The organism is Roseobacter sp. MH60115 (assembly GCF_015644665.1).
Classification (GTDB): Bacteria; Pseudomonadota; Alphaproteobacteria; order Rhodobacterales; family Rhodobacteraceae; genus Roseobacter.
In genome coordinates this window covers 261,067-281,386 of the sequence record NZ_JADOBQ010000001.1, presented here as the reverse complement: position 1 = coordinate 281,386, position 20,320 = coordinate 261,067, and the positions used below count along the sequence as shown (strand labels likewise).

The 20,320-nt window shown below is 61.5% G+C and carries 20 protein-coding genes; 6 read left to right on the top strand and 14 right to left on the bottom strand.

The window, feature by feature from the left end; translation table 11 throughout:
• The first annotated feature begins 150 nt into the window (after positions 1–150).
• From ISX84_RS01310 to ISX84_RS01295, 4 genes are all read left to right on the top strand, one after another.
• Positions 151–1,218 (top strand): AI-2E family transporter, encoded by a 1,068-nt coding sequence (locus ISX84_RS01310; RefSeq protein ID WP_195818515.1) that lies wholly within the window; start codon positions 151–153, stop codon positions 1,216–1,218.
• 1 nt (position 1,219) lies between these two features.
• Positions 1,220–1,894 carry a chromosomal replication initiator DnaA gene (locus ISX84_RS01305; protein WP_195818514.1) on the top strand — a complete coding sequence of 225 codons (675 nt, stop codon included), beginning with the start codon at positions 1,220–1,222 and terminating at the stop codon, positions 1,892–1,894.
• Positions 1,895–1,934: 40 nt separating this feature from the next.
• Positions 1,935–4,109: an RNA degradosome polyphosphate kinase gene (locus tag ISX84_RS01300; protein ID WP_195818513.1), complete on the top strand. Its 2,175-nt coding sequence runs from the start codon at positions 1,935–1,937 to the stop codon at positions 4,107–4,109.
• A 108-nt stretch (positions 4,110–4,217) separates the two neighbouring features.
• Positions 4,218–5,807 carry a Ppx/GppA family phosphatase gene (locus ISX84_RS01295; protein WP_195818512.1) on the top strand — a complete coding sequence of 530 codons (1,590 nt, stop codon included), beginning with the start codon at positions 4,218–4,220 and terminating at the stop codon, positions 5,805–5,807.
• On the opposite strand, the gene ISX84_RS01290 is transcribed toward ISX84_RS01295, so the two are convergent.
• The 7 genes from ISX84_RS01290 to ISX84_RS01260 form a co-directional block, all read right to left on the bottom strand.
• A complete protein-coding gene (locus ISX84_RS01290) occupies positions 5,792–6,115 on the bottom strand; it encodes a hypothetical protein (RefSeq protein ID WP_195818511.1) in 324 nt (107 codons plus the stop codon). The two genes, ISX84_RS01295 and ISX84_RS01290, sit on opposite strands and share 16 nt — an antisense overlap.
• Positions 6,116–6,152: 37 nt before the next feature.
• Complete coding sequence (locus tag ISX84_RS01285; protein WP_195818510.1) at positions 6,153–7,157, bottom strand: endonuclease/exonuclease/phosphatase family protein; 1,005 nt, start codon at positions 7,155–7,157, stop codon at positions 6,153–6,155.
• Positions 7,157–7,837 carry a molecular chaperone DjiA gene (locus tag ISX84_RS01280; protein WP_195818509.1) on the bottom strand — a complete coding sequence of 227 codons (681 nt, stop codon included), beginning with the start codon at positions 7,835–7,837 and terminating at the stop codon, positions 7,157–7,159. The genes ISX84_RS01285 and ISX84_RS01280 overlap by 1 nt, the downstream gene beginning before the upstream one ends.
• A 52-nt stretch (positions 7,838–7,889) precedes the next feature.
• Positions 7,890–8,369 carry a GNAT family N-acetyltransferase gene (locus ISX84_RS01275; RefSeq protein ID WP_195818508.1) on the bottom strand — a complete coding sequence of 160 codons (480 nt, stop codon included), beginning with the start codon at positions 8,367–8,369 and terminating at the stop codon, positions 7,890–7,892.
• Positions 8,366–8,977 carry a VOC family protein gene (locus tag ISX84_RS01270; protein ID WP_195818507.1) on the bottom strand — a complete coding sequence of 204 codons (612 nt, stop codon included), beginning with the start codon at positions 8,975–8,977 and terminating at the stop codon, positions 8,366–8,368. Before ISX84_RS01270 ends, ISX84_RS01275 begins: the two co-directional genes overlap by 4 nt.
• Positions 8,978–9,048: 71 nt before the next feature.
• On the bottom strand, positions 9,049–11,178 hold the full coding sequence (gene scpA, locus ISX84_RS01265) for a methylmalonyl-CoA mutase (protein ID WP_195818506.1): 2,130 nt from the start codon (positions 11,176–11,178) through the stop codon (positions 9,049–9,051).
• Positions 11,141–12,082 carry a hypothetical protein gene (locus tag ISX84_RS01260; protein ID WP_195818505.1) on the bottom strand — a complete coding sequence of 314 codons (942 nt, stop codon included), beginning with the start codon at positions 12,080–12,082 and terminating at the stop codon, positions 11,141–11,143. The genes scpA and ISX84_RS01260 overlap by 38 nt, the downstream gene beginning before the upstream one ends.
• 165 nt (positions 12,083–12,247) lie before the next feature.
• Here ISX84_RS01260 and ISX84_RS01255 point away from each other — a divergent pair, with 165 nt between their 5' ends.
• Complete coding sequence (locus tag ISX84_RS01255) at positions 12,248–12,703, top strand: DUF4174 domain-containing protein (protein ID WP_195818504.1); 456 nt, start codon at positions 12,248–12,250, stop codon at positions 12,701–12,703.
• A gap of 40 nt (positions 12,704–12,743) precedes the next feature.
• On the opposite strand, the gene ISX84_RS01250 is transcribed toward ISX84_RS01255, so the two are convergent.
• The 7 genes from ISX84_RS01250 to ISX84_RS01220 all read right to left on the bottom strand — a co-directional run bounded on the left by ISX84_RS01250 (position 12,744) and on the right by ISX84_RS01220 (position 18,825).
• Entirely contained in the window at positions 12,744–14,789 is a 2,046-nt protein-coding gene (locus tag ISX84_RS01250) for an acetyl-CoA carboxylase biotin carboxylase subunit (RefSeq protein ID WP_195818503.1), read from the bottom strand.
• A 110-nt stretch (positions 14,790–14,899) separates the two neighbouring features.
• Positions 14,900–15,106, bottom strand: a complete 207-nt coding sequence (locus tag ISX84_RS01245) for a hypothetical protein (RefSeq protein WP_195818502.1) — start codon at positions 15,104–15,106, stop codon at positions 14,900–14,902.
• A 289-nt stretch (positions 15,107–15,395) separates the two neighbouring features.
• Complete coding sequence (locus ISX84_RS01240; protein WP_195818501.1) at positions 15,396–15,752, bottom strand: hypothetical protein; 357 nt, start codon at positions 15,750–15,752, stop codon at positions 15,396–15,398.
• 66 nt (positions 15,753–15,818) lie between these two features.
• Entirely contained in the window at positions 15,819–15,959 is a 141-nt protein-coding gene (locus ISX84_RS01235) for a hypothetical protein (protein WP_195818500.1), read from the bottom strand.
• A 214-nt stretch (positions 15,960–16,173) separates the two neighbouring features.
• On the bottom strand, positions 16,174–16,554 hold the full coding sequence (locus tag ISX84_RS01230; RefSeq protein WP_195818499.1) for a DUF6497 family protein: 381 nt from the start codon (positions 16,552–16,554) through the stop codon (positions 16,174–16,176).
• Entirely contained in the window at positions 16,551–17,009 is a 459-nt protein-coding gene (locus ISX84_RS01225; RefSeq protein ID WP_229884031.1) for a cupin domain-containing protein, read from the bottom strand. The genes ISX84_RS01230 and ISX84_RS01225 overlap by 4 nt, the downstream gene beginning before the upstream one ends.
• A gap of 283 nt (positions 17,010–17,292) precedes the next feature.
• Entirely contained in the window at positions 17,293–18,825 is a 1,533-nt protein-coding gene (locus ISX84_RS01220) for an acyl-CoA carboxylase subunit beta (RefSeq protein WP_195818497.1), read from the bottom strand.
• 180 nt (positions 18,826–19,005) lie between these two features.
• Here ISX84_RS01220 and ISX84_RS01215 point away from each other — a divergent pair, with 180 nt between their 5' ends.
• A complete protein-coding gene (locus ISX84_RS01215; protein ID WP_195818496.1) occupies positions 19,006–20,235 on the top strand; it encodes a multidrug effflux MFS transporter in 1,230 nt (409 codons plus the stop codon).
• The last annotated feature ends 85 nt before the right edge of the window (positions 20,236–20,320 follow it).

Here is a 20,320-nt window from a genome sequence, read left to right as displayed (position 1 = left end):
TGCGGGGCCTTTTGCGTCAGCGGATCACGGGCCAGCATCAGAGCGCGCGCGACCACCCGTTGCACTCCCCCCGCCAATTGACGGATAGTGCCTTGAATGACCGGCCCGCATGGGCGATGTCACCGCAAGAGAGATGCATCGGAGCATGTGATGGCGCTGCCTGTACAGAAACAACTGCTCTATTGGGGGATCGCAGCGGCGGTTTTCCTGATGATCCTGTGGTCGCTCGGCCATGTGCTGCTGCCCTTCGTGCTGGGCGGGGCCATTGCCTATTTCCTCGACCCCGTCGCCGACCGCCTGGAACGGATGGGGCTGAGCCGGGTCGCCGCCACCGGGCTGATCACGATTGTTGGCATTCTGATCTTCGTGCTGATGGCCCTGCTGGTGATCCCGACCCTGGTCAACCAGGCGTTGCAGCTGGTCAACGTCGCCCCCGATTACTCCCGCAGCATCACGGCCTTTCTGACCGAGAGGTTCCCATCGCTGCTCGATGACAGCTCCACCCTGCGGCAGTCGATCAGCTCGCTGGGGGAAACCATCCAGAGCCGGGGTGCGCAATTGCTGGAAACCGCGCTGAGCTCTGTCGCCTCTCTGCTGAACGTGGTTGTCCTGCTGGTCATCGTGCCGGTGGTGTCTGTCTACCTGCTGCTGGACTGGGACCGGATGGTGGCGCGCATCGATGATCTCTTGCCCCGCGACCACGCGGACACCATCCGCAACCTTGCGCGCGAAATCGACGCAACGCTGGCCTCCTTCATTCGCGGGATGGGCACGGTCTGCCTGATCCTCGGCGCCTATTATGCCATCGCCCTGATGATTGTCGGGCTGCAATTCGGTCTTGTCGTCGGTTTCGTCGCCGGGCTGGTCACCTTCATTCCCTATCTGGGCGCCCTGATCGGCGGTGCCCTGGCCATTGGTCTGGCGCTCTTTCAGTTCTGGGGAGATTGGATTTCCATCGGGCTGGTTGCGGGTATTTTCGTGGTCGGCCAGGTGGTTGAAGGAAACATCCTCACCCCGAAACTGGTGGGCAGTTCCGTTGGGCTGCATCCGGTCTGGCTGATCCTTGCGCTGTCGGTCTTTGGCGCGGCGTTCGGTTTTGTCGGCATGCTGGTCGCCGTGCCAGTCGCCGCAGCCATTGGCGTCGTCACGCGGTTTGGCGTCGCGCAATACAAGGACTCGCTGCTCTACCGTGGCCTGTCCGGGCGCAAAGAGGACTGACATGCCGGAGCAACTGGGTTTTGATCTTCCAAGCGTTCCGGCGCTGGGGCGGGCGGACTTTCTGGTCGCGCCTTCCAATGCCGTTGCGGTGGCGATGATCGAAAGCGCGCGGGCCGACAAGCTGGTGCTGACCGGGCCCGAAGGGGCAGGCAAGACACATCTCGCCCATGTCTGGGCCACCCAGACCGGCGCGCGCATTTTCTCTGCCAGGGATTTGGCGCGACACGACATTCCAGAGCTTGCGCAGGGTGCCGTCGCTGTGGAAGACGTGCCGGAGATCGCGACGGATGCTGATGCACAAACAGCACTCTTTCACCTGCACAACCTCGTGCTGGCAGAGGGTCACACATTGTTGCTGACCGGCTGCGGCGCGGTGCGCGACTGGGGCCTTACCCTACCCGATCTGGCCAGCCGCGTTTCTGCGGCGCAATCCGCCGCCCTGGATGCGCCGGATGACACGCTGCTGAGCGCTGTGCTCGCCAAGCTCTTTGCGGATCGTCAGGTGACACCAAAAGCGGATCTGATCCCCTATCTGATCCGCCGCATGGATCGCTCTTTTGCCGCGGCGCGCGCGCTGGTGGAGCGCCTCGACACTGCCTCATTGGCACAAAAACGCCCGATATCACGGGCACTTGCAGCAACGTTGCTGGACAATGATCAGGGCCCTGCGCGATAACTGTCATAGATAGTTTACACAGCTCGCGCACAAGGCCTCCATGACCCAAGCCGATTTCCTTTCCGCCGAATTTCCCGCCGCCACCGAGATGCCCGATCTCGATGCCAGCGGGCCAGCCCGGTTCTTTAATCGCGAACTGAGCTGGCTCGGCTTCAACTGGCGTGTGGTGCAGGAAGCCGAAAACCCGCGCGTGCCCTTGCTGGAACGCCTGCGGTTTCTTTCGATCTCGGCGGCAAACCTCGATGAATTCTACACTGTCCGCGTCGCGGGCCTGCGGGAACTGGCGCACGCGGGCAATACCACGCCCGCGGCAGACGGGCTCAGCCCCAGCGAACAACTGGCCCTGATCGACGAAAACGCCCGGCGATTGATGGAAACCCAGCAACATGTGCTGGTCGATCTGCTGAGTGAGATGGAGAAGGAGAATATCTCGGTTCTGCGCAGCGGCGACCTGACCGCAGAGGATCGCAAGTATCTCGAAGACGTCTTCCTGACGCAGGTCTTTGCCGTTCTGTCCCCGCTGGCCATTGATCCCGCGCACCCCTTCCCCTTCATCCCCAACACCGGCTACGCATTGGCGCTGCAACTCGAACGGGTTTCCGACAAACGACCACTGCAGGCCCTGCTCCCGATCCCGGCCCAGATCGACCGATTTGTGGCCCTGCCCGCAGAGGACGGGCACCACCGTTTTCTGCCGCTCGAAGAGCTGCTGGTGCTGAACGTGTCCGGGCTTTTTCCCGGCTACAAGCTCAAGGCCCACTTCGAGTTCCGCGTGCTGCGCGACAGCGATCTGGAGGTCGAGGAAGAGGCCGAAGACCTCGTGCGCGAATTCGAGGTGGCGCTGAAACGCCGTCGGCGCGGCGAGGTCGTGCGCCTGACCCACTCCTCCGGTGCGCCGGAGCAGTTGAAGTCCGTGATCATGGAGGAATTAGGGGTCGATCAGGAAGAGGTCATCGAAATCAACGGAATGATCGGCTCCGCTGACCTCAAGGAACTGGTGCTGGACGCGCGTCCTGACCTGCTCTGGCCGATGTTCACGCCGCGCGTGCCCGAACGGGTGACCGACCATGATGGCGACATGCTCGCCGCGATCCGATCCAAGGACATGCTGCTGCACCACCCCTATGAGACCTTCGATATGGTGGTGCGCTTCCTGCAGCAGGCAGCGCGGGACCCGCAGGTGGTTGCGATCAAACAAACGCTCTACCGCACCTCGCGCGACAGTCCGATTGTCGAGGCGCTCTGCGAGGCCGCCGAAGATGGCAAATCGGTCACCGCACTGGTGGAGCTCAAAGCGCGCTTTGACGAGGCCGCCAACATCCGGCAGTCCCGGCGGTTGGAGCGGGCGGGCGCCCATGTGGTCTATGGGTTTCTGGACCTCAAGACACATGCCAAAATCTCGACCGTTGTGCGCCGCGAGGGCAATCAGCTGGTGACCTATACGCACTATGGCACCGGTAACTACCATCCGATTACCGCCCGGATTTACACCGACTTGTCGCTCTTTACCTGCGATCAGCGGCTCGGGCGCGATGCCACGAAGGTCTTCAACTACCTATCCGGCTATGCGCTGCCCGAAAGCCTCGACAATCTGGCGATTTCGCCCACAACCCTGAAGCCGCGCCTGCTGGAATTGATTGCCGCGGAGGCGGCATACGCGCGGGAGGGTAAACCGGCGGTGATCTGGGCGAAAATGAACTCCCTGATCGACAGCGAGGTGATTGACGCGCTCTATGCCGCCTCGCAGGCAGGCGTAAACATCAGCCTGGTGATCCGCGGCATCTGTGGCCTGCGGCCGGGCATCAAAGGCCTCAGCGACAATATCCGGGTGAAATCCATCGTCGGGCGATTCCTTGAGCATTCGCGCATCGTCTGCTTTGGCAATGGCGCCGGCCTGCCGCACAAGAAATCGCGCGTGTTCATTTCCTCCGCCGACTGGATGGGGCGCAACCTCAACCGCCGTGTGGAAACGCTGGTGGAGATCGAAAACGCCACCGTAAAGGCACAGATCGTCAGCCAGATCATGGCCGCCAACCTTGCGGACGTCGCGCAAAGCTGGGTCATGGGGCCGGACGGCACATTCGAACGTCCGCCGCTGCCCGAAGGGGCATTTGCCTTCAACTGCCACCGTTTTTTCATGGAAAACCCATCTCTCTCCGGACGTGGCTCTGCCGGGGCCTCGGATGTGCCGAAACTGACCCATACCGAAGACTGAAATCGCACCCGCACGCGTACCCTTGACCAGGAAACCTTGTCACAACGCCCCGGTTGACCCATAGCTGGTTATTGAACAGGGTGGTGTCAGCAAAAGCCGGATGTCTGCATGAACGAAGCAACTGAAGTGCCCGATGCTGCCCTAGCGCAGCTCGACCACCCAGACATGGGGCTTTTTGGCCGACCTTTGTTTCAGGACCCCAGCGCGCGGGCGCTATCGCGTGTGGGGGTGGTCGATGTCGGATCAAACTCCGTGCGGCTTGTGGTCTTTGACGGGGCGGCGCGCTCGCCCGCCTATTTCTACAATGAAAAAATCATGTGTGCGCTTGGTGCCGGTCTCTCGGAAAGCGGCAAACTGAACCCCCAGGGCCGAGTACGCGCGCTCAGCGCGCTGCGCCGGTTCCAGCATCTCGCGCAGGGCATGGGGCTGCCCGAACTGACGGTCGTCGCAACCGCCGCCGTTCGCGATGCCAGCGACGGACCTGAATTCCGCGAGGAGGTGCTGCGGGAAACCGGCTTGCGCATCTGGGTCATCGACGGAGAGGAAGAGGCACGCCTCTCCGCGCAGGGTGTTCTGCTCGGCTGGCCCGGCTCTTACGGGCTGGTCTGTGATATCGGAGGCTCTTCCATGGAGTTGGCGGAGATTTCAGGCGGTCGTGTGGGCCGCCGCGTCTCCTCCTCGCTCGGACCCCTGAAGCTGCAGGAGATCAAGGGCGGCAAGGCCGCGCGCCGCGTGCACATCAAGGAAACGATGCTGCAGTTGCAGGAAACCATGGGCGTGCAACGCGACCGCCTGTTTCTCGTGGGGGGATCCTGGCGCGCAATTGCCCGCATAGACATGCACCGGCGCAACTACCCGCTGCATGTGCTGCACGAATACCGGATGACCGCCCGCAGCGTCAGCGCCACGGTCAAATTCATCCAAAAGGCCGATCTGGAGGAGCTGCGCGCCGCCTGTGGCATTTCCTCGGCCCGTATGAGCCTTGTGCCCTTGGCCACCGAAGTACTGAGCCGCCTGGTCAAGACCTTCCGCCCCAAGGACATCGCGATTTCCAGCTACGGCATCCGCGAGGGCATGCTATATGAGCAGATGCCGCAAAGGCTGCGCGATCGCGATCCGCTGATTGAATCCTGCCGTTTCGCCGAAGCCAAAGACGCGCGCATGCCCGGGTTCGGCAAGCTGCTCTATGCTTTCATCCACCCTATTTTCCGCTCGGTGCCCGATGCGCGGCGGCGGCTGATCAAGGCCGCCTGCCTCTTGCATGACGTCAGTTGGCGCGCCCACCCGGACTACCGTGCGGAAACCTGTTTCGACAATGCCACGCGCGCCAACCTCGGCGGTCTCAAGCATTCGGAACGCGTCTTTCTGGGTCTTGCGCTGCTGCACCGTTATTCCAACAAGCGCCAGGGCACACGGTTCGAAGAGCTTTATGATCTCATCGATGAAAAGACGCAGCTGGACGCGGAAATCCTGGGAAAAGCCATGCGCTTTGGCTCCATGCTCTGGATGACGCAGGACGCGGAACGCGGCACGCTGCGCTGGTTCCCGAAGAAAAAGGTGCTGCACCTGCGCCTGACGCCGGATATGGTCCCGCTTTTCGGCGAAGTCGCGGAGGCGCGGTTGATGTCACTGGCCTCCTCTCTGGGCGCGGAGGTGGAAGTCAAGAAAATCCGCGGAACCGCTCAAAGATCGATCTGAGGCGGCGTCTCTTCGGATGGCTCTGCACCTTCGGGCTTGCGACGGATGATGATGTCACCGTTGGGCAGGATTTCCGGTGCTTCATAGACGGACCAATCTTCGATCTGCCCCATCAGGTCCGTCAGAGCAGGTCCCATCTGCTCCATGAAACCGCGCATGCTGTCGAATGCAGGCTCCATCTCCAGCAGCAGGCCTTCGAGGAATTGTTGCGCGCCGCGCTCCATCATTGAGGGCGCGTCATCCTCTTGCGCGGCAACGGGTGCGGCACAGAGAAGACAAAAGATCAGAACCGTCAGAATGCGTGTCATGGTGGCAATATAGGCGTTTCGGCGCGATTCTTCGAGGTCAGATGTCCAGATCGATGCTGACCGGGAAATGATCCGAGGCCGTCACCAGCGCATCGCGCAAGGTGGTATTCGCCCAGCACGCGGGGTCATCCAGCGGGTGCCAGATACGCCAACTGGCCCCTCTCTGCTGCAAATCCGGCGTCACCATGATGTAGTCGAGCAGCGCCTGCAGGTATCGTTTCTCCGGTTTGATCCAGAAACGGGCAGACGTGGGCGCCGCGCCCAGCCGGGAGGTAAGCGCCCGGCGTGCGTGCGGATCAAAGAGGGCACCGGCCTCCCCGTCCAGAATGATCTCCACCGACGACCGGCCAAAGAGGCCCTCGAATTCATCCAGCCCCGGCCCGTCGTTGAGATCCCCCATCAGCATCAGCGGACGCGCCTGCGCAAGATGCTGATCCACGCGCGCGCGCAGCCAGATCGCCTGTGCCAGCTGCTTGCGGCGGTTGGCGATGGCGAGTTTCATCGCATGTGCCTTGTTGCGCGCGCCATGCGGCGCCTTGGATTTGAGATGGGCGCCGATCAGGCTGAACGACACGCCCGACGCCGTTTCAATGTCCAGTTCCAGGGGTGGTTTGGAAAAGCGGACCTGATCCCGGGTCGCATCGATATCGAGATCGATCTCGAAGGTGCCGTCGAACCGCGGCACCGTGCCCGTGCCCGCCATCGGCGCATGCCGCGCCTGCAGGTGATCGGGGTCAAAAAGCAGCGCGATTTCCTGCTGGGTCTCATTCATGAACCCCATCACGGCCCGGCGCGCACGCAGCCCGAAGACCTCGGCGAAATCCTCCAGCGCAGGCACGGTCTGGCGTTTGCCGTTTGAATCCGGCGCCTCGATGATCAAGACCGCATCCGCGTCCAGCGCGTGAAACACGACGCCCAGAGCGTCCGCCTGCTCTGCCCGCGTCACGTTGTGGCGCGCAGACCACGCGCCATCGCGCAACAGGCGATTGTCGTCGTCAAAGAGATTGGTGAACCATTCGATGTTGTAGGTCGCCAGACGCATCAGACGTCGGCGCCCGCAATCTCATCCCAGGCGCGATTGATGTCCGCCATGCGTTTCTGGGCCAGTTGCATGGCCTCTTCGGGGACCCCGCGGGCGATCATTGCGTCGGGGTGGTTTTCCCGCACCAGCCTGCGCCACGCGCGCCGTACTTCTTGGGGTGGCGTGTCGGGGGTGACCCCCAAAACCGCGTAAGGGTCCTGCCGCGCATCGGGCGCAAATCGCATGCGCAGGCGACTGAACTCCGCCTGTGGCAGCCCGAAGATCTCGGTCACCCGTTCCAGAAACGCATCTTCATTCGGGTGATAAAACCCATCCGCCATGGCGATATGAAAAAGACCCTCCAGCAGGTCGCGCAGCGTCTCTGGCTGGCTGGCAAACATCTCCCGGATTCGCGACGCGTAGTCCTCGAAACCGGCCACATCCTGCCGGGCGAGGTTGAAGACCTTCGCCGCGCCCTGCTCATCCTGCGACGCGATGTGAAACACCTCGCGAAAGGCCGTCACCTCGTCCCGCGTCACCTGCCCATCGGCCTTTGCCATTTTTGCCCCCAGGGCAATCACGGCGATGGTAAAGGCCACGGATCGCTCGGGCGGGCTGCGCAACCGGTCGAATACCGCAGAGAGACCCTCACCCGCGGTAAGGGCCGACAGCGCCTCGGAAATGCGGGACCAGATCGACATGATGGCAACCTTACCTGCTCCCCCCGGGCGTGTCAGGGGGCGAAGCGTCGCGTCATAGGATTTTCTGCATCAGCACAAGGTCCAGCCATTGGTCCGCTTTGCGCCCGACCTGCGGCATGCGGGCAACCTCCGTGTAGCCCAACCGCCGGTGAAACATCTGGGCACCTTTGTTGGTGTGGCTGATCCCCGCGACCATCACGTGGTGGCCCTGCTGACGGGCGGCATCTTCGGCGGCGCTCAGCAACGCGCGCCCGGTCCCGCGCGTCTGTGCACTGTCCGCAACGATCACAGTGTGTTCGACCGTCGCCGCATACCCCGGTCCCGCTCGAAACGGACCGAAAGTAACGAAGCCCACACAGGCATCCCGTTCCCGTGCCACAAGGAAGGCGTCTTTTCGTGCGGCGATCATCGTTTGGATATCCTCAGGCGTTTTTTCAACCGTCGTAAAGGTAGAGAGCGTGTCCCGGATCATCGGGTTCCAGAGCGCCGCGATTGCGCCCGCGTCCGCCGCTACCGCCGGGCGGAGCCTCACGCGATGTCGCGGGGACCATGGGGCGTGTCGAATGCCGCATGCAATCCCGCAGGCCCCTGTGCGTATTGCACCCGGTCATCTGACAGATGTGGTGCCAGACGCGCCTGTAAATCCGCACTTTCGGGGTGCTGAATGGTCAGCCGCCTGAGGCGGACCCCGGAAGGGGTCAGCATCAGCGCCGGGTGCAGAGGCGTATCCCATTGGATCAACGCAGGCGCACAATTGTCGAATGGCAGAATACCATCCTCTGGCACCGCCATCCGCCACCGCAAATCCCCTCGTTCCAGCGCGACGGGGCGGCCCATGTCGCCGGGCAGAGCAGCCAGCGTTCCGGTGATGTCCTCTGTCCGGCAAATCCAGTTGGTCAGACGTGCCGTTCCTGCAAACCGATCAAGGTCAAACCACCGGGCGTACGCGGGTTTTGGCGCTGCCGGGTTAGCCGCAATGGCCTCCAGATAAAGGCCCTCTTCCAATCCCAGCAGGGCGTTATGCGTGCCGAAAACCGCATGTTCCCCACCGGGCTGCAGGTGCACACCAAGCGCGTTCTCGACGAAATTCCGCGCCTCTTGCAGCGTTTCACCGGCAATTGCCACATGGTCCAATAGCATCCGCGCGCTCCTTCAAGCCCTTGTTTCTTCGTGGATTCCCGACTCCGCAGGGTGTCGAACTTCCACACCCTCTATTGTCGCGCGGTGCGAATGAGCGACAGGATGTCCTGTGCCGCCTTGGGAATATTGGTCCCGGGTCCAAAGATCGCCTTGACGCCGGCATCATAGAGGAATTGGTAGTCCTGCTGCGGGATCACCCCGCCACAGATCACCAGAATATCCTCAGCGCCGGCCTCTTTCAATGCCTTGACCAGCTGCGGCGCGAGCGTCTTGTGGCCCGCCGCCTGACTGCTGATGCCGATGACATGCACGTCATTGTCAACCGCATCCTGCGCCGCCTCTGCCGGGGTCTGGAACAATGGCCCCACATCGACATCGAACCCGATATCCGCAAAGGCGGTGGCAATCACTTTGGCCCCCCGGTCATGCCCGTCCTGACCCATCTTGACCACCAGCATGCGCGGGCGGCGCCCTTCGGCCTCGGCAAATTCCTCCACCGATTTCTGAATGGCGGCGAAGCCTTCATCTCCCTCGTAGGCGGCCCCATAGACACCGGCCAACGTTTTGACTTCGGCACGATGGCGCCCAAAGGTTTTTTCCATTGCCATGCTGATTTCTCCCACGGTTGCCCGCGCGCGGGCGGCCTCTACTGCAGCGGCCAACAGGTTGCCGCCCTCTGCTGCGCAGGTGCTCAGGGCATCAAGCGCCTGGGTGCAAGCGGTCTCATCCCGCGCAGCGCGGATCTTGTCGAGCCGCGCGATCTGACTGTCCCGCACAGCGGCATTATCGATGTCCAGGATATCAATGATGTCTTCCTTCTCGCGGCGGTACTTGTTGACCCCCACGATCACCTCGGTCCCCCGGTCGATCCCGGCCTGCCGGGTGGCCGCAGCCTCCTCAATGCGCAGTTTCGGCATACCGCTGGCCACCGCCTTGGTCATGCCGCCCATCTCTTCAACTTCTTCGATCAGCTTCCAGGCGGCATCCGCAAGATCGGAGGTCAGTTTTTCCACGTAATAGGATCCAGCAAGCGGATCGACCACATTGGTCACACCGGTTTCTTCCTGCAAAATCAATTGGGTATTCCGCGCGATCCGGCTGGAGTTTTCCGTGGGCAGGGCAATGGCCTCATCCAGCGCGTTGGTGTGCAGCGACTGGGTGCCGCCCAGAACCGCGCTCATCGCCTCATAGGCGGTGCGGATGACGTTGTTATAGGGGTCCTGCTCCTGCAGGCTCACACCAGAGGTCTGGCAATGGGTGCGCAGCATCGAGGATTTGGGGTTCTTCGGCTCAAACTCCGCCATGATCCGCGACCAGAGCAACCGCGCCGCGCGCAGCTTCGCGGCCTCCATGAAAAAGTTCATGCCAATGGCAAAGAAGAACGACAGCCGCCCGGCGAATTTGTCCACATCCATGCCCCGCGCGATGGCGGTCCGCACGTATTCGCGCCCGTCCGCCAGTGTGAAGGCCAACTCCTGCACGAGGTTCGCGCCCGCTTCCTGCATGTGGTAGCCGGAGATCGAGATCGAGTTGAACTTCGGCATATGGTCGGAGGTGTACTCGATGATATCCGCGATGATCCGCATCGACGGTTCCGGCGGGTAAACATAGGTGTTGCGCACCATGAATTCCTTGAGGATGTCGTTCTGGATCGTGCCCGACAGCAGGGATTTATCATGCCCCTGCTCCTCCCCCGCCACGATGAAATTCGCGAGGATCGGGATCACCGCGCCATTCATCGTCATGGAGACGGAGACCTTGTCGAGCGGGATGCCGTCGAAGAGGATCTTCATATCCTCAACGCTGTCGATGGCCACGCCCGCCTTGCCCACATCCCCCTCGACGCGGGGGTGATCGCTGTCATAGCCCCGGTGAGTGGCGAGATCGAAGGCAACCGATACCCCCTGTTGCCCGGCGGCCAGCGCGCGGCGGTAAAAGGCGTTGCTTTCTTCCGCCGTTGAAAACCCCGCGTATTGACGGATGGTCCAGGGGCGCCCTGCGTACATCGTCGCCTTCACGCCGCGCGTATAGGGCGCCTCCCCCGGGATGGTACCCAGATGCGCAAGATCGGCGACATCATCCGCCGTATAAAGCGGCTGAACCTCAATGCCTTCGAGGGTCTGCCACGTCAGATCGTCGAGCGGCCTGCCGCGCAATTCCGCCTCAGCCAGGTCGCGCCACTTGTCTTTCGTCGAGCTCATTCCCTTGTCCTTCTGTCTGTGGCCCGGCCGGCAGAATTTTTCCTGCTCTTGTCCGGGTTTGATCCTCTGTCAGGGTGGCCATGCCGTCTGCACCGGCATGGAGCCACATCATATCGTCTGCGTAAGTCTCTCGCAGAGCTGCATTTTCTTCCGGGGTAAAGGGGTTCCAGCGCCCCATGCCAAAGGGCAGCACGCTGCCCTCCGATCCTCGGTCGGCCAGCACACGGCGCAGGTCCGCCAGGGTCGGCGCGCGGTTCAGCCACATGCGTTCCGCGTTCCGGGGCGCATCCAGGCCAGCCCCTTTTTCAAGCAGCATTTCTGGCCGCCCGGCATAGGTTTCGAACGGCATCACCCGGATGTCAGCCTCGGGCAGCGCGCAGGCCAAATCGGCAATCACGTCCCGCCAGCCGCGGCATGAGTGCGCGATGCCGCGCAGCTTGTCCCGTTCCGGCACAGCGTGTCCGCGGGCAATCCCATAAGACAAGGCCGAACTCCAGTAGAGTTCGAGACTGCGGGGGCTGAAAATAACCGTGCTCAACTGCCCCTCAAACGCGCGGGCAAACCGTGACATGCGCTCGCCAATGGCAGGGTAGAGACTGCCGGTGCGGATGTTGTCGCGCACCGTGCCGATCATGTTTTCATCGCTGATCAAAAGGGTCTTGAGGCCCCGCGCCCGCGCTGCGGTCAGTTGCAACTGAATGCGGCCCTCGGCCCGGCGGCGCAGATCGCGGCCCTTCGCCACCTCGGGTTTCGGCACCAGACCAGCGAACAGCCCCCGGCGCGTCCGACCGGGGCCCCAATAGCCAATGCCCGCCTCCGCCAGGGGGTCAGCGTGGCGGCGCATGTAGTCCTGAAATGTCGTTGTTCCCGTGCGGTGCGCACCAACGTGAAGGATAACGTCCATGACCTGTGTGACCCGATGTGAAACGACCGCTCCGATCGGTCCGGATGTTGCGGAGGACATCATCATTACACGCAATCTCTTGCTGCGGATTTAATGGTAAATTTGCCGGTATTACCCATCGCATATCTGGATGAGCGGCCTATATTGGACGGGACAGGAGACACGATGAAACCGATATTACCCCTTGTTCTCGCTTGCCTTTTTGCCAATGGGACCGCCGCGCAGACCGCAGAGGCAGAGCCTGAGGCGAAGCTGTTCGTGACCATGGAAGAAGTCGATTTGAACCAATTTAAGTGGAAAAATCGCCCCATTGTCGTCTTTGCCGACAGCGAGGACAACCCCGCCTTTACCGAACAGATGCGCCTGCTGCAGCAGCGCCCCGGTGAGTTGGTCGCGCGTGACGTGGTTGTGATCACCGACACCGACCCCGATGCACAGTCGGATCTGCGCAAAAAACTGCGTCCGCGCGGGTTCATGCTGGTGATCATCGGCAAGGACGGCGGCGTGAAGCTGCGCAAGCCCTTCCCCTGGGACGTGCGCGAAATCAGCCGCAGCATCGACAAGATGCCCATGCGCCAACGCGAAATCCGCGAACAGAAAGACCGCGCCATCACGCGGTGATCCTGTCGCATATCGCAGTTGGCATCTGTGGGCTCAGGGGTCATTCGAACTCCATGATCACATCGTCCACGGCCAGACTGTCCCCGGCGGTCGCATTGATCTTGGACACCACGCCCCGGCGTTCGGCGCGCAGGATGTTCTCCATCTTCATCGCCTCGATGGTGCAGAGCGCCTGACCATCCTGCACTTCGTCGCCCACGGCGACATCCATCTTCACCACCAGCCCCGGCATCGGGCAGAGCAGCATCTTGGAGGTGTCGGGCGGCAGTTTCTCAGGCATCTTGCGCGCCAGTTCCGCCTGACGCGGCGTGCGCACATGCACCTTGAGATCGGCCCCCCGTGTCCGGATGCGGAACCCGCCGCTGACCTTGCCGACCTTCAGCACCAGGGGGGCGTCGGCCACGGTCATTTCCGCCAGTTGGTCACCGGGCGTCCAGGCGCCGGACACCCGCAACTCCGCGCCGTCCTCGAAGGTCACCGTCGAGCCGTCCTGATCCGCCGCGATGGTCACGTCATAGGACTGGCCCTGCAGCCGCACGTTCCAGTCCGATCCGACCTTGCGTTCGTGGTTGTCCATGCGGCCCGACACCCGCGCACGCCGGATTTCCGCAACCCGGTGCATGGCTGCACAGGCCGCCGCAATGCGGATCAATTCCGCTTCCGGCAATTCGACGCCGTCAAAACCGTCTGGGTATTCTTCGGCGATGAAAGCTGTCGTCATGTCGCCGGAAATGAATTTTGGATGATCCATGACGGCGGAGAGGAAGGGCAGGTTATGGCCGATCCCTTCCACCTCGAAGCTATCCAGTGCCACGCGCATCGCCTCAATCGCCTCCGCCCGCGTCGGCGCCCAGGTGCAAAGCTTGGCGATCATCGGATCGTAGTACATGCTGATCTCGCCGCCCTCATAGACGCCGGTGTCGTTGCGCACCGCTGCAGGACCACTCTCGGCATCGCCGTGCCACTTGTCATTGTCGAGAAGCGGCCCGGCGGCAACCTCGGCGGGCGGGCGGTAGCGCGTTAGCCGACCAATGGACGGCAGGAAGCCACGATACGGGTCCTCTGCATAAAGCCGGTTTTCGATGGCCCATCCGGTCAGCGTCACATCCGACTGTGAGATGGTCAGCTTTTCGCCATTGGCAACGCGGATCATCTGCTCCACCAGATCGACACCGGTGATCAGCTCGGTCACCGGGTGCTCCACCTGCAGGCGCGTGTTCATCTCCAGGAAGTAGAAATTCTTGTCGCCGTCGACGATGAATTCGACGGTGCCCGCGCTGGTGTACCCAACCGCCTGCGCCAGGGCGACCGCCTGCTCGCCCATCGCCTTGCGTGTGGCCTCATCCAGAAACGGGCTGGGCGCCTCTTCGACCACCTTCTGGTTGCGCCGCTGGATCGAACACTCCCGCTCCCCGAGATAGATGCCATTGCCATGCGCGTCACAGAGCACCTGAATTTCGATGTGGCGCGGCTGGGTCACGAATTTTTCAATGAAAATCCGGTCATCCCCAAAGGAATTGGCCGCCTCATTTTTGGACGACTGGAAGCCCTCGCGTGCCTCTTCATCATTCCAGGCAATGCGCATGCCTTTGCCACCGCCGCCCGCGGAGGCCTTGAGCATCACCGGATAGCCGATTTCATTCGAAATCTTGACCGCTTCTTCCGCATCTTCGATCAGTCCCATGTAGCCCGGCACCGTGCTGACCCCAGCCTCCTGCGCGATCTTCTTGGAGGTGATCTTGTCCCCCATCTGCTCGATGGCACCTGTGGGGGGGCCGACAAATGCGACACCCGCCTCTGCCAGTGCCTCGGCAAACTTGGCGTTTTCCGACAGAAACCCATATCCGGGATGCACGGCTTCGGCGCCGGAGGATTTGATCGCCTCCATCACCTTGTCGATCACGATGTAGGACTGGTTGGCGGGCGGCGGACCGATATGCACCGCCTCATCAGCCATCTGCACATGCAGGGCCTGCTTATCCGCATCGGAATAGATCGCGATGGTCTTGATCCCCATCTTGCGGGCAGACTTGATGACGCGGCAGGCAATCTCGCCACGATTGGCGATCAGGATCTTATTGAACATGAGGGGTCCTTTTGGCAGTGCAAAGTAATGAAGAGGCAGTCCACGCAAAACGCCGCGCGTGGGCGGCACGCGCGGCGTTGAAATCAGGATGGGAAGTGTCTGACCTTAGGTCAGTTGCACCTGCCTGGGTTGAGTTGGCAGTAGGCCACGTTGCCCGCCGCGCCAAGGGCAGCACCCGCCAGGGCGCCGTTGCCGGTGACCACAGCTGTACCGGCACCGATGGCCGCGCCGCCGACCGCCTGTTCGCCCAAGGTGTCGCCGCAGGCCGCGAGGCCCGCGCAGGCGGCAAGCGCAAGCATGACTTTTCTAACTGGCATAACTGGTATCCTTTTGTTTTCGCTGCTGACGCACCGTCAACGCCGAGCGCGCCTCTTTGTTCCAACGCCTTGGACTGGCTCACGAAAAAGGCGGGCAGTCCGGGCGCAACCGCGCTGAACTGCCCGCCAGGGGAAGGGGTACGAATAGTGTACACAGACACGGTGCGGGGATATTCGCGCGCGGCTGCATCAACGACAATACTCGCATTGGTTGAACATTCTACTGTTTTCGCGGCCATCGGCGGCAAATGGGCCATGACCCGCCGGTTTGTCGTCGGCAGTGGCAAAATCATGCCGATCCTCCCTCGAACGCTTCCGGAAATGACTGGCGCGCAACCCTTTCGTCGATCACCAGCATTGCCTCGTAGTCCGCTGGATCAAAGGGATCGGTGGCGGGAATCACCTCGCGGCCAAAAAGCCAGGACAACCGGCCCGCATCAAGATTGCCCCGCTCGAACGGCTCAGGGCCAAAATGCTCCCAGAGTGCCTGGAAAAAGGCCGCGTCTGCGCGCCGGTCGGCGGGCTTGCGATCCTTGAAACGCGCGCGCTCTGTCAGCGGGGTGACCCCACGCGGATTGAACCGTCTGAGCGTGAAATGGAAATCGGTGCCCGGCAATCGACCGGGAAATCCGCGGTGCTTCAGCATGACGCCCCTCCCCACAACAGAGGTGCGCCGGTCAGGGCGGGTCCAAAGACCCGCCCCACCGTCTGGTTACTGGTATTTGCCGGTGTATGTCGGCTCAGTCGAGATCGGCTCAGGCTCGACCACGACGAATTCTTCCTGCTCTCTCGCACACGCGGCCACGAGGGCGATGAAGCCCAAGGTCGCCAGCAGTTTGATGCTCTTCGACATCTGTATCTCCTGTCACAATGTCTGTCGGCCGGGTGCACATATTGGGTGCCCGCGCCCGTTCTTGGAAAGAAGCGGCCCAATCGACCGCCCGGCGTCACCATAGGCAATGGCGCCGATAAAGGAAATGTGAGCAGCGCCAATCCGCCTTGCCCGGCATGCAAGGCCGCAGATTTCCGCCGAATGCCGCGCCGCGCGTCAACATCTTGTGGCCGCATCAGAACCCCTCCCAGATACAGGCACCCGAGGTAACCCTGAACACATCAATGAACTGCGTGACCTCCGGATCGGTGAGACCAAAGGCCACCGGGCGGTCCAGCAGCGTAACCGCCACGATCTCGGGCGCGAGGTCGTATTCCGCGAGATAGGGCAGCGCGACTTCGGCGCAGAGGTGCTCCAGATCCGCTTCGGCCTCGATGAAGGTGATACTGCCACCGTCGCGCGCGATCTCCGGTGTCAGAAAGCGGAATCGCAGCCATGTTTCGGCACCGACCTTATCGACCAAAACCTCATAAAGCTCCACCGGCTGGCCTGATGGCACATCGAGCACGGGCAAGGCCGTGGCGGCGGTGAATGCGATGACCGTCACCAGGCTCATGGGGCGTCCTCGTCCCGGGTATCGAAATCCGCCGGGGAGATCACCTCCAACAGTTCGAGATCGTCGGAATGGCGCACTTCCCGGTGCTTGATCCCGGGCGGTTGCAGCACGCAGGACCCTGCGCGCAGAACATGTTCGCCAGTACCCTCGTATTCGAAGACCACCCAACCTTGGGTGACATAGACCATCTGGAACGCCAGATCATGCGAATGCCATGTTGCGGGGCTTTCCATACCCGGCACAGCGCGGATGATGTGTGCGCCGAATTTGCCCTGCGTCGCCTCCTTGATCCCCAGATCGCGGTATTCGAAGAAGGGCCGCAACCCCGCGCCCTCGAACTTGCCATCATCCGCGTGGGTGATTGTGAAGGCCTGGTTTCTCCAGAGCGATTGCTGCGGCTTGCTCCTCCAGTGTTCTCGAACAAGCACCTTTTCCACGACTTCATCGGCGGACAAATCTCTTCGCTCTTCGATCAGGCCCGATTCAATGGGTGCACCTCGAAGTTTCCAGAATCCATGTTCAATCTTTTCGAAAAGGTCTTCTCTGAAGTCACCGGGCGCATCAGATGAATGCTCGTATATTCTAGCTCGAACACCTTCGCGCCATGTCCGAGGCAACTCTTCCTCTGCGGTTACTTCAAAGTACTTGTAGACATCTTCCATTCGGCCCGCGCCGCCAAGCTTTCGAAAAGCATCTACAACCTGATCTATTCTCCTCATTTCGAAGTACTTCTTTCGCTTAAAGCGGAATATTGTCGTGCTTCTTCCACGGCGTGTTTGCCTGCTTGTTGCGCAGGCTGGCAAAGGCGCGGGCGATGCGTTTGCGGGTCGTGCGCGGCATGATCACCTCGTCGATGAAACCGCGTTCCGCCGCCACGAAGGGGTTGGCAAAGCGTTCCTCATAGTCCGCCGTGTGTTTCGCCGTTTTCTCCGCGTCCCCCAGATCACCACGGTGGATGATCTCCGTCGCCCCTTTGGCGCCCATCACCGCAATCTCCGCCGTAGGCCAGGCATAGTTGAAGTCCGCCTGCAGGTGCTTGGAGGACATCACCACATAGGCCCCACCGTAGGCCTTGCGGGTGATCACCGTGACCATCGGCACCGTCGCCTCACCATAGGCATAAAGCAGTTTCGCCCCGTGTTTGATCACACCGCCGTACTCCTGGCTGGTCCCCGGCAAAAAGCCCGGTACGTCGATCAATGTCAGGATCGGGATTTCAAACGCATCGCAGAAACGCACGAAGCGGGCCGCTTTGCGCGAGCTGTCGATGTCCAGACAGCCCGCCAGCACCATCGGCTGGTTCGCCACAACGCCCACGGTGCGCCCCTCAAGGCGGATAAACCCGGTGATGATGTTCTTGGCGAACTCTTCCTGTATTTCGTAGAAATCCCCCTCGTCGCCAAGCTTCAGGATCAGCTCCTTCATGTCATAGGGCGTGTTGGGGTTTTCGGGCACAAGCGTGTCCAGTGACGTCTCAACCCGGTCGGGGTCATCGAAAAAGGGGCGGACAGGTGGTTTTTCCCGGTTGTTCGACGGCAGGAAGTCCACAAGACGCCGCACTTCCGCAAGCGCTTCCACGTCATTCTCGAAAGCCGCGTCAGCCACCGATGACTTTTTGGTATGGGTGCCCGCACCACCGAGTTCTTCCGCCGTCACCTGCTCGTTTGTCACGGTCTTCACCACATCCGGGCCCGTCACGAACATGTAAGAGCTGTCTTTGACCATAAAGATGAAGTCGGTCATGGCGGGCGAATAGACCGCACCGCCCGCGCAAGGACCCATGATCACGCTGATCTGCGGCACCACGCCTGACGCCATGATGTTACGCTGAAAGACATCACCATAGCCCGCTAGGGAATCCACACCTTCTTGAATCCGCGCACCACCGGAATCGTTGATGCCGATGACCGGCGCGCCGTTCTGCACCGCCATATCCATGATCTTGCAGATCTTCTTGGCGTGGGTCTCCGAGACAGAGCCCCCCAGAACCGTAAAATCCTGACTGAAAACATACACCAAACGCCCGTTGATCGTCCCCCAGCCGGTGACAACACCGTCCCCCGCAGGCTTTTCCTGATCCATGCCGAAATCGGTGCAGCGGTGGGTCACGAACATATCGAACTCTTCAAAGCTGCCTTCATCCAGCAGAAGGTCAACCCGCTCTCGCGCCGTAAGCTTGCCACGTCCGTGCTGCGCGTCGATCCGCCTCTGCCCCCCCCCAAGACGGGCAGTTTCACGACGCTCTTCAAGCTGATGCAGAATATCTTTCATGGGGACCCCATTGGTTGTTTGCGGCACCATACTCAAGGATTGCGGAGGATCGAAGGTATATTTCGTTAATTTGCAAAGTCTATTCACCACGTACTTTGCAAATTGCAAATCAGCAAACAAGCGCGAGACGCATAGCAGCTATGCGTGGACAACAATCCGGACGTGGCCTAGCGTTGACGAATGCAAAATCCGCCTGCCATCCGCTTCCTGGACCGGACCACGCCGCCGCATATCGCGACGCTGATCCTGCTGTCCGGCATGTCCGCGATGGTCATGAATATGTTCCTGCCCAGCCTGCCGAATATGACCGCATATTTCCAGACCGAATACGGTGTGATGCAGCTCTCGGTTGGCCTGTATCTCGGGGTCAGCGCGATATTGCAGATCCTGATCGGCCCGATCTCCGACAAGTTCGGCCGCAGACCGGTGATCCTTTTTGGACTGAGTATTTTCCTCATCGCCACCTTGGGCTGCATCTATGCTCCCACCGCCGAGATATTCCTTGTCTTCCGCGTCTGTCAGGCGATGGTCGCCGTGGCCATGGTCCTCAGCCGTGCCGCCGTCCGCGACATGTTCGAGCAGGACAAGGCGGCATCGATGATCGGCTATGTCACGATGGGCATGGCGATCGTGCCCATGATCAGCCCCATGCTGGGCGGGGTGCTGGACGAGCTCTTTGGCTGGCGCGCCAATTTCTGGGCGCTCTTCATCATGGGCGCCATGACCCTTTGGCTCGCTTGGGCAGATCAGGGCGAGACGGCAACCAAGAGCGGCAAGACACTCACACAACAGTTCGGCGAGTATCCCGCCTTGCTGACCTCCCCAAGGTTCTGGGGGTACTCGCTTGCTGCGGGCTTCTGCTCCGGCGCGTTTTTTGCCTACCTCGGCGGCGGTCCCTTTGTCGGATCCGTCGTCTTCGGCCTCTCCCCTTTTTGGGTGGGCATCTACTTTGGCGCGCCAGCCCTTGGCTATTTCTTTGGCAACATGTTCACCGGCATGCTGGCGCAGCGGGTAGGCGTCAACAAACTGATCCTGATCGGCAGCTTGATCAACGCCTTCGGGGTATTTCTCTCCCTGCTGATTTTCCTGGTGGGCCACGGCAGTGCCCTCAGTTTCTTTGGCTTAATGACCTTTGTGGGGCTGGGGAACGGGCTGGTCATCCCCAACGCAACCGCAGGCATGCTGTCTGTACGCCCACATCTTGCTGGTTCCGCATCCGGCCTGGGCGGCGCCATCATGATCGGGGGCGGTGCTGGCCTCAGCATGTTGGCCGGCGCGTCACTGGGTCCGGAAACCGGGGCCTTCCCCCTGCTCTACATCATGCTGGCCACCTCAACGGCGGCGGTCCTCTCGATCCTGATGGTCTACCGTCGCGAAAGACGCATTGCGCTGCAGGATCCGCTGACCTGACACACCCCGATCGATCCGGCGGAAGGCCCGCCCGCCACCGCCATCTGCGCTGAGTAGAAACGGCGGCGATGGCAGGGCCTGCCCC

Coding starts and splice junctions, on each gene's coding strand:
- ISX84_RS01310 (WP_195818515.1), top strand. CDS start 151: ATGGCGCTGCCTGTACAGAAACAACTGCTCTATTGGGGGATCGCAGCG.
- ISX84_RS01305 (WP_195818514.1), top strand. CDS start 1,220: ATGCCGGAGCAACTGGGTTTTGATCTTCCAAGCGTTCCGGCGCTGGGG.
- ISX84_RS01300 (WP_195818513.1), top strand. CDS start 1,935: ATGACCCAAGCCGATTTCCTTTCCGCCGAATTTCCCGCCGCCACCGAG.
- ISX84_RS01295 (WP_195818512.1), top strand. CDS start 4,218: ATGAACGAAGCAACTGAAGTGCCCGATGCTGCCCTAGCGCAGCTCGAC.
- ISX84_RS01290 (WP_195818511.1), bottom strand. CDS start 6,115: ATGACACGCATTCTGACGGTTCTGATCTTTTGTCTTCTCTGTGCCGCA.
- ISX84_RS01285 (WP_195818510.1), bottom strand. CDS start 7,157: ATGCGTCTGGCGACCTACAACATCGAATGGTTCACCAATCTCTTTGAC.
- ISX84_RS01280 (WP_195818509.1), bottom strand. CDS start 7,837: ATGTCGATCTGGTCCCGCATTTCCGAGGCGCTGTCGGCCCTTACCGCG.
- ISX84_RS01270 (WP_195818507.1), bottom strand. CDS start 8,977: ATGCTATTGGACCATGTGGCAATTGCCGGTGAAACGCTGCAAGAGGCG.
- scpA (WP_195818506.1), bottom strand. CDS start 11,178: ATGAGCTCGACGAAAGACAAGTGGCGCGACCTGGCTGAGGCGGAATTG.
- ISX84_RS01260 (WP_195818505.1), bottom strand. CDS start 12,082: ATGGACGTTATCCTTCACGTTGGTGCGCACCGCACGGGAACAACGACA.
- ISX84_RS01255 (WP_195818504.1), top strand. CDS start 12,248: ATGAAACCGATATTACCCCTTGTTCTCGCTTGCCTTTTTGCCAATGGG.
- ISX84_RS01250 (WP_195818503.1), bottom strand. CDS start 14,789: ATGTTCAATAAGATCCTGATCGCCAATCGTGGCGAGATTGCCTGCCGC.
- ISX84_RS01245 (WP_195818502.1), bottom strand. CDS start 15,106: ATGCCAGTTAGAAAAGTCATGCTTGCGCTTGCCGCCTGCGCGGGCCTC.
- ISX84_RS01240 (WP_195818501.1), bottom strand. CDS start 15,752: ATGCTGAAGCACCGCGGATTTCCCGGTCGATTGCCGGGCACCGATTTC.
- ISX84_RS01235 (WP_195818500.1), bottom strand. CDS start 15,959: ATGTCGAAGAGCATCAAACTGCTGGCGACCTTGGGCTTCATCGCCCTC.
- ISX84_RS01230 (WP_195818499.1), bottom strand. CDS start 16,554: ATGAGCCTGGTGACGGTCATCGCATTCACCGCCGCCACGGCCTTGCCC.
- ISX84_RS01220 (WP_195818497.1), bottom strand. CDS start 18,825: ATGAAAGATATTCTGCATCAGCTTGAAGAGCGTCGTGAAACTGCCCGT.
- ISX84_RS01215 (WP_195818496.1), top strand. CDS start 19,006: ATGCAAAATCCGCCTGCCATCCGCTTCCTGGACCGGACCACGCCGCCG.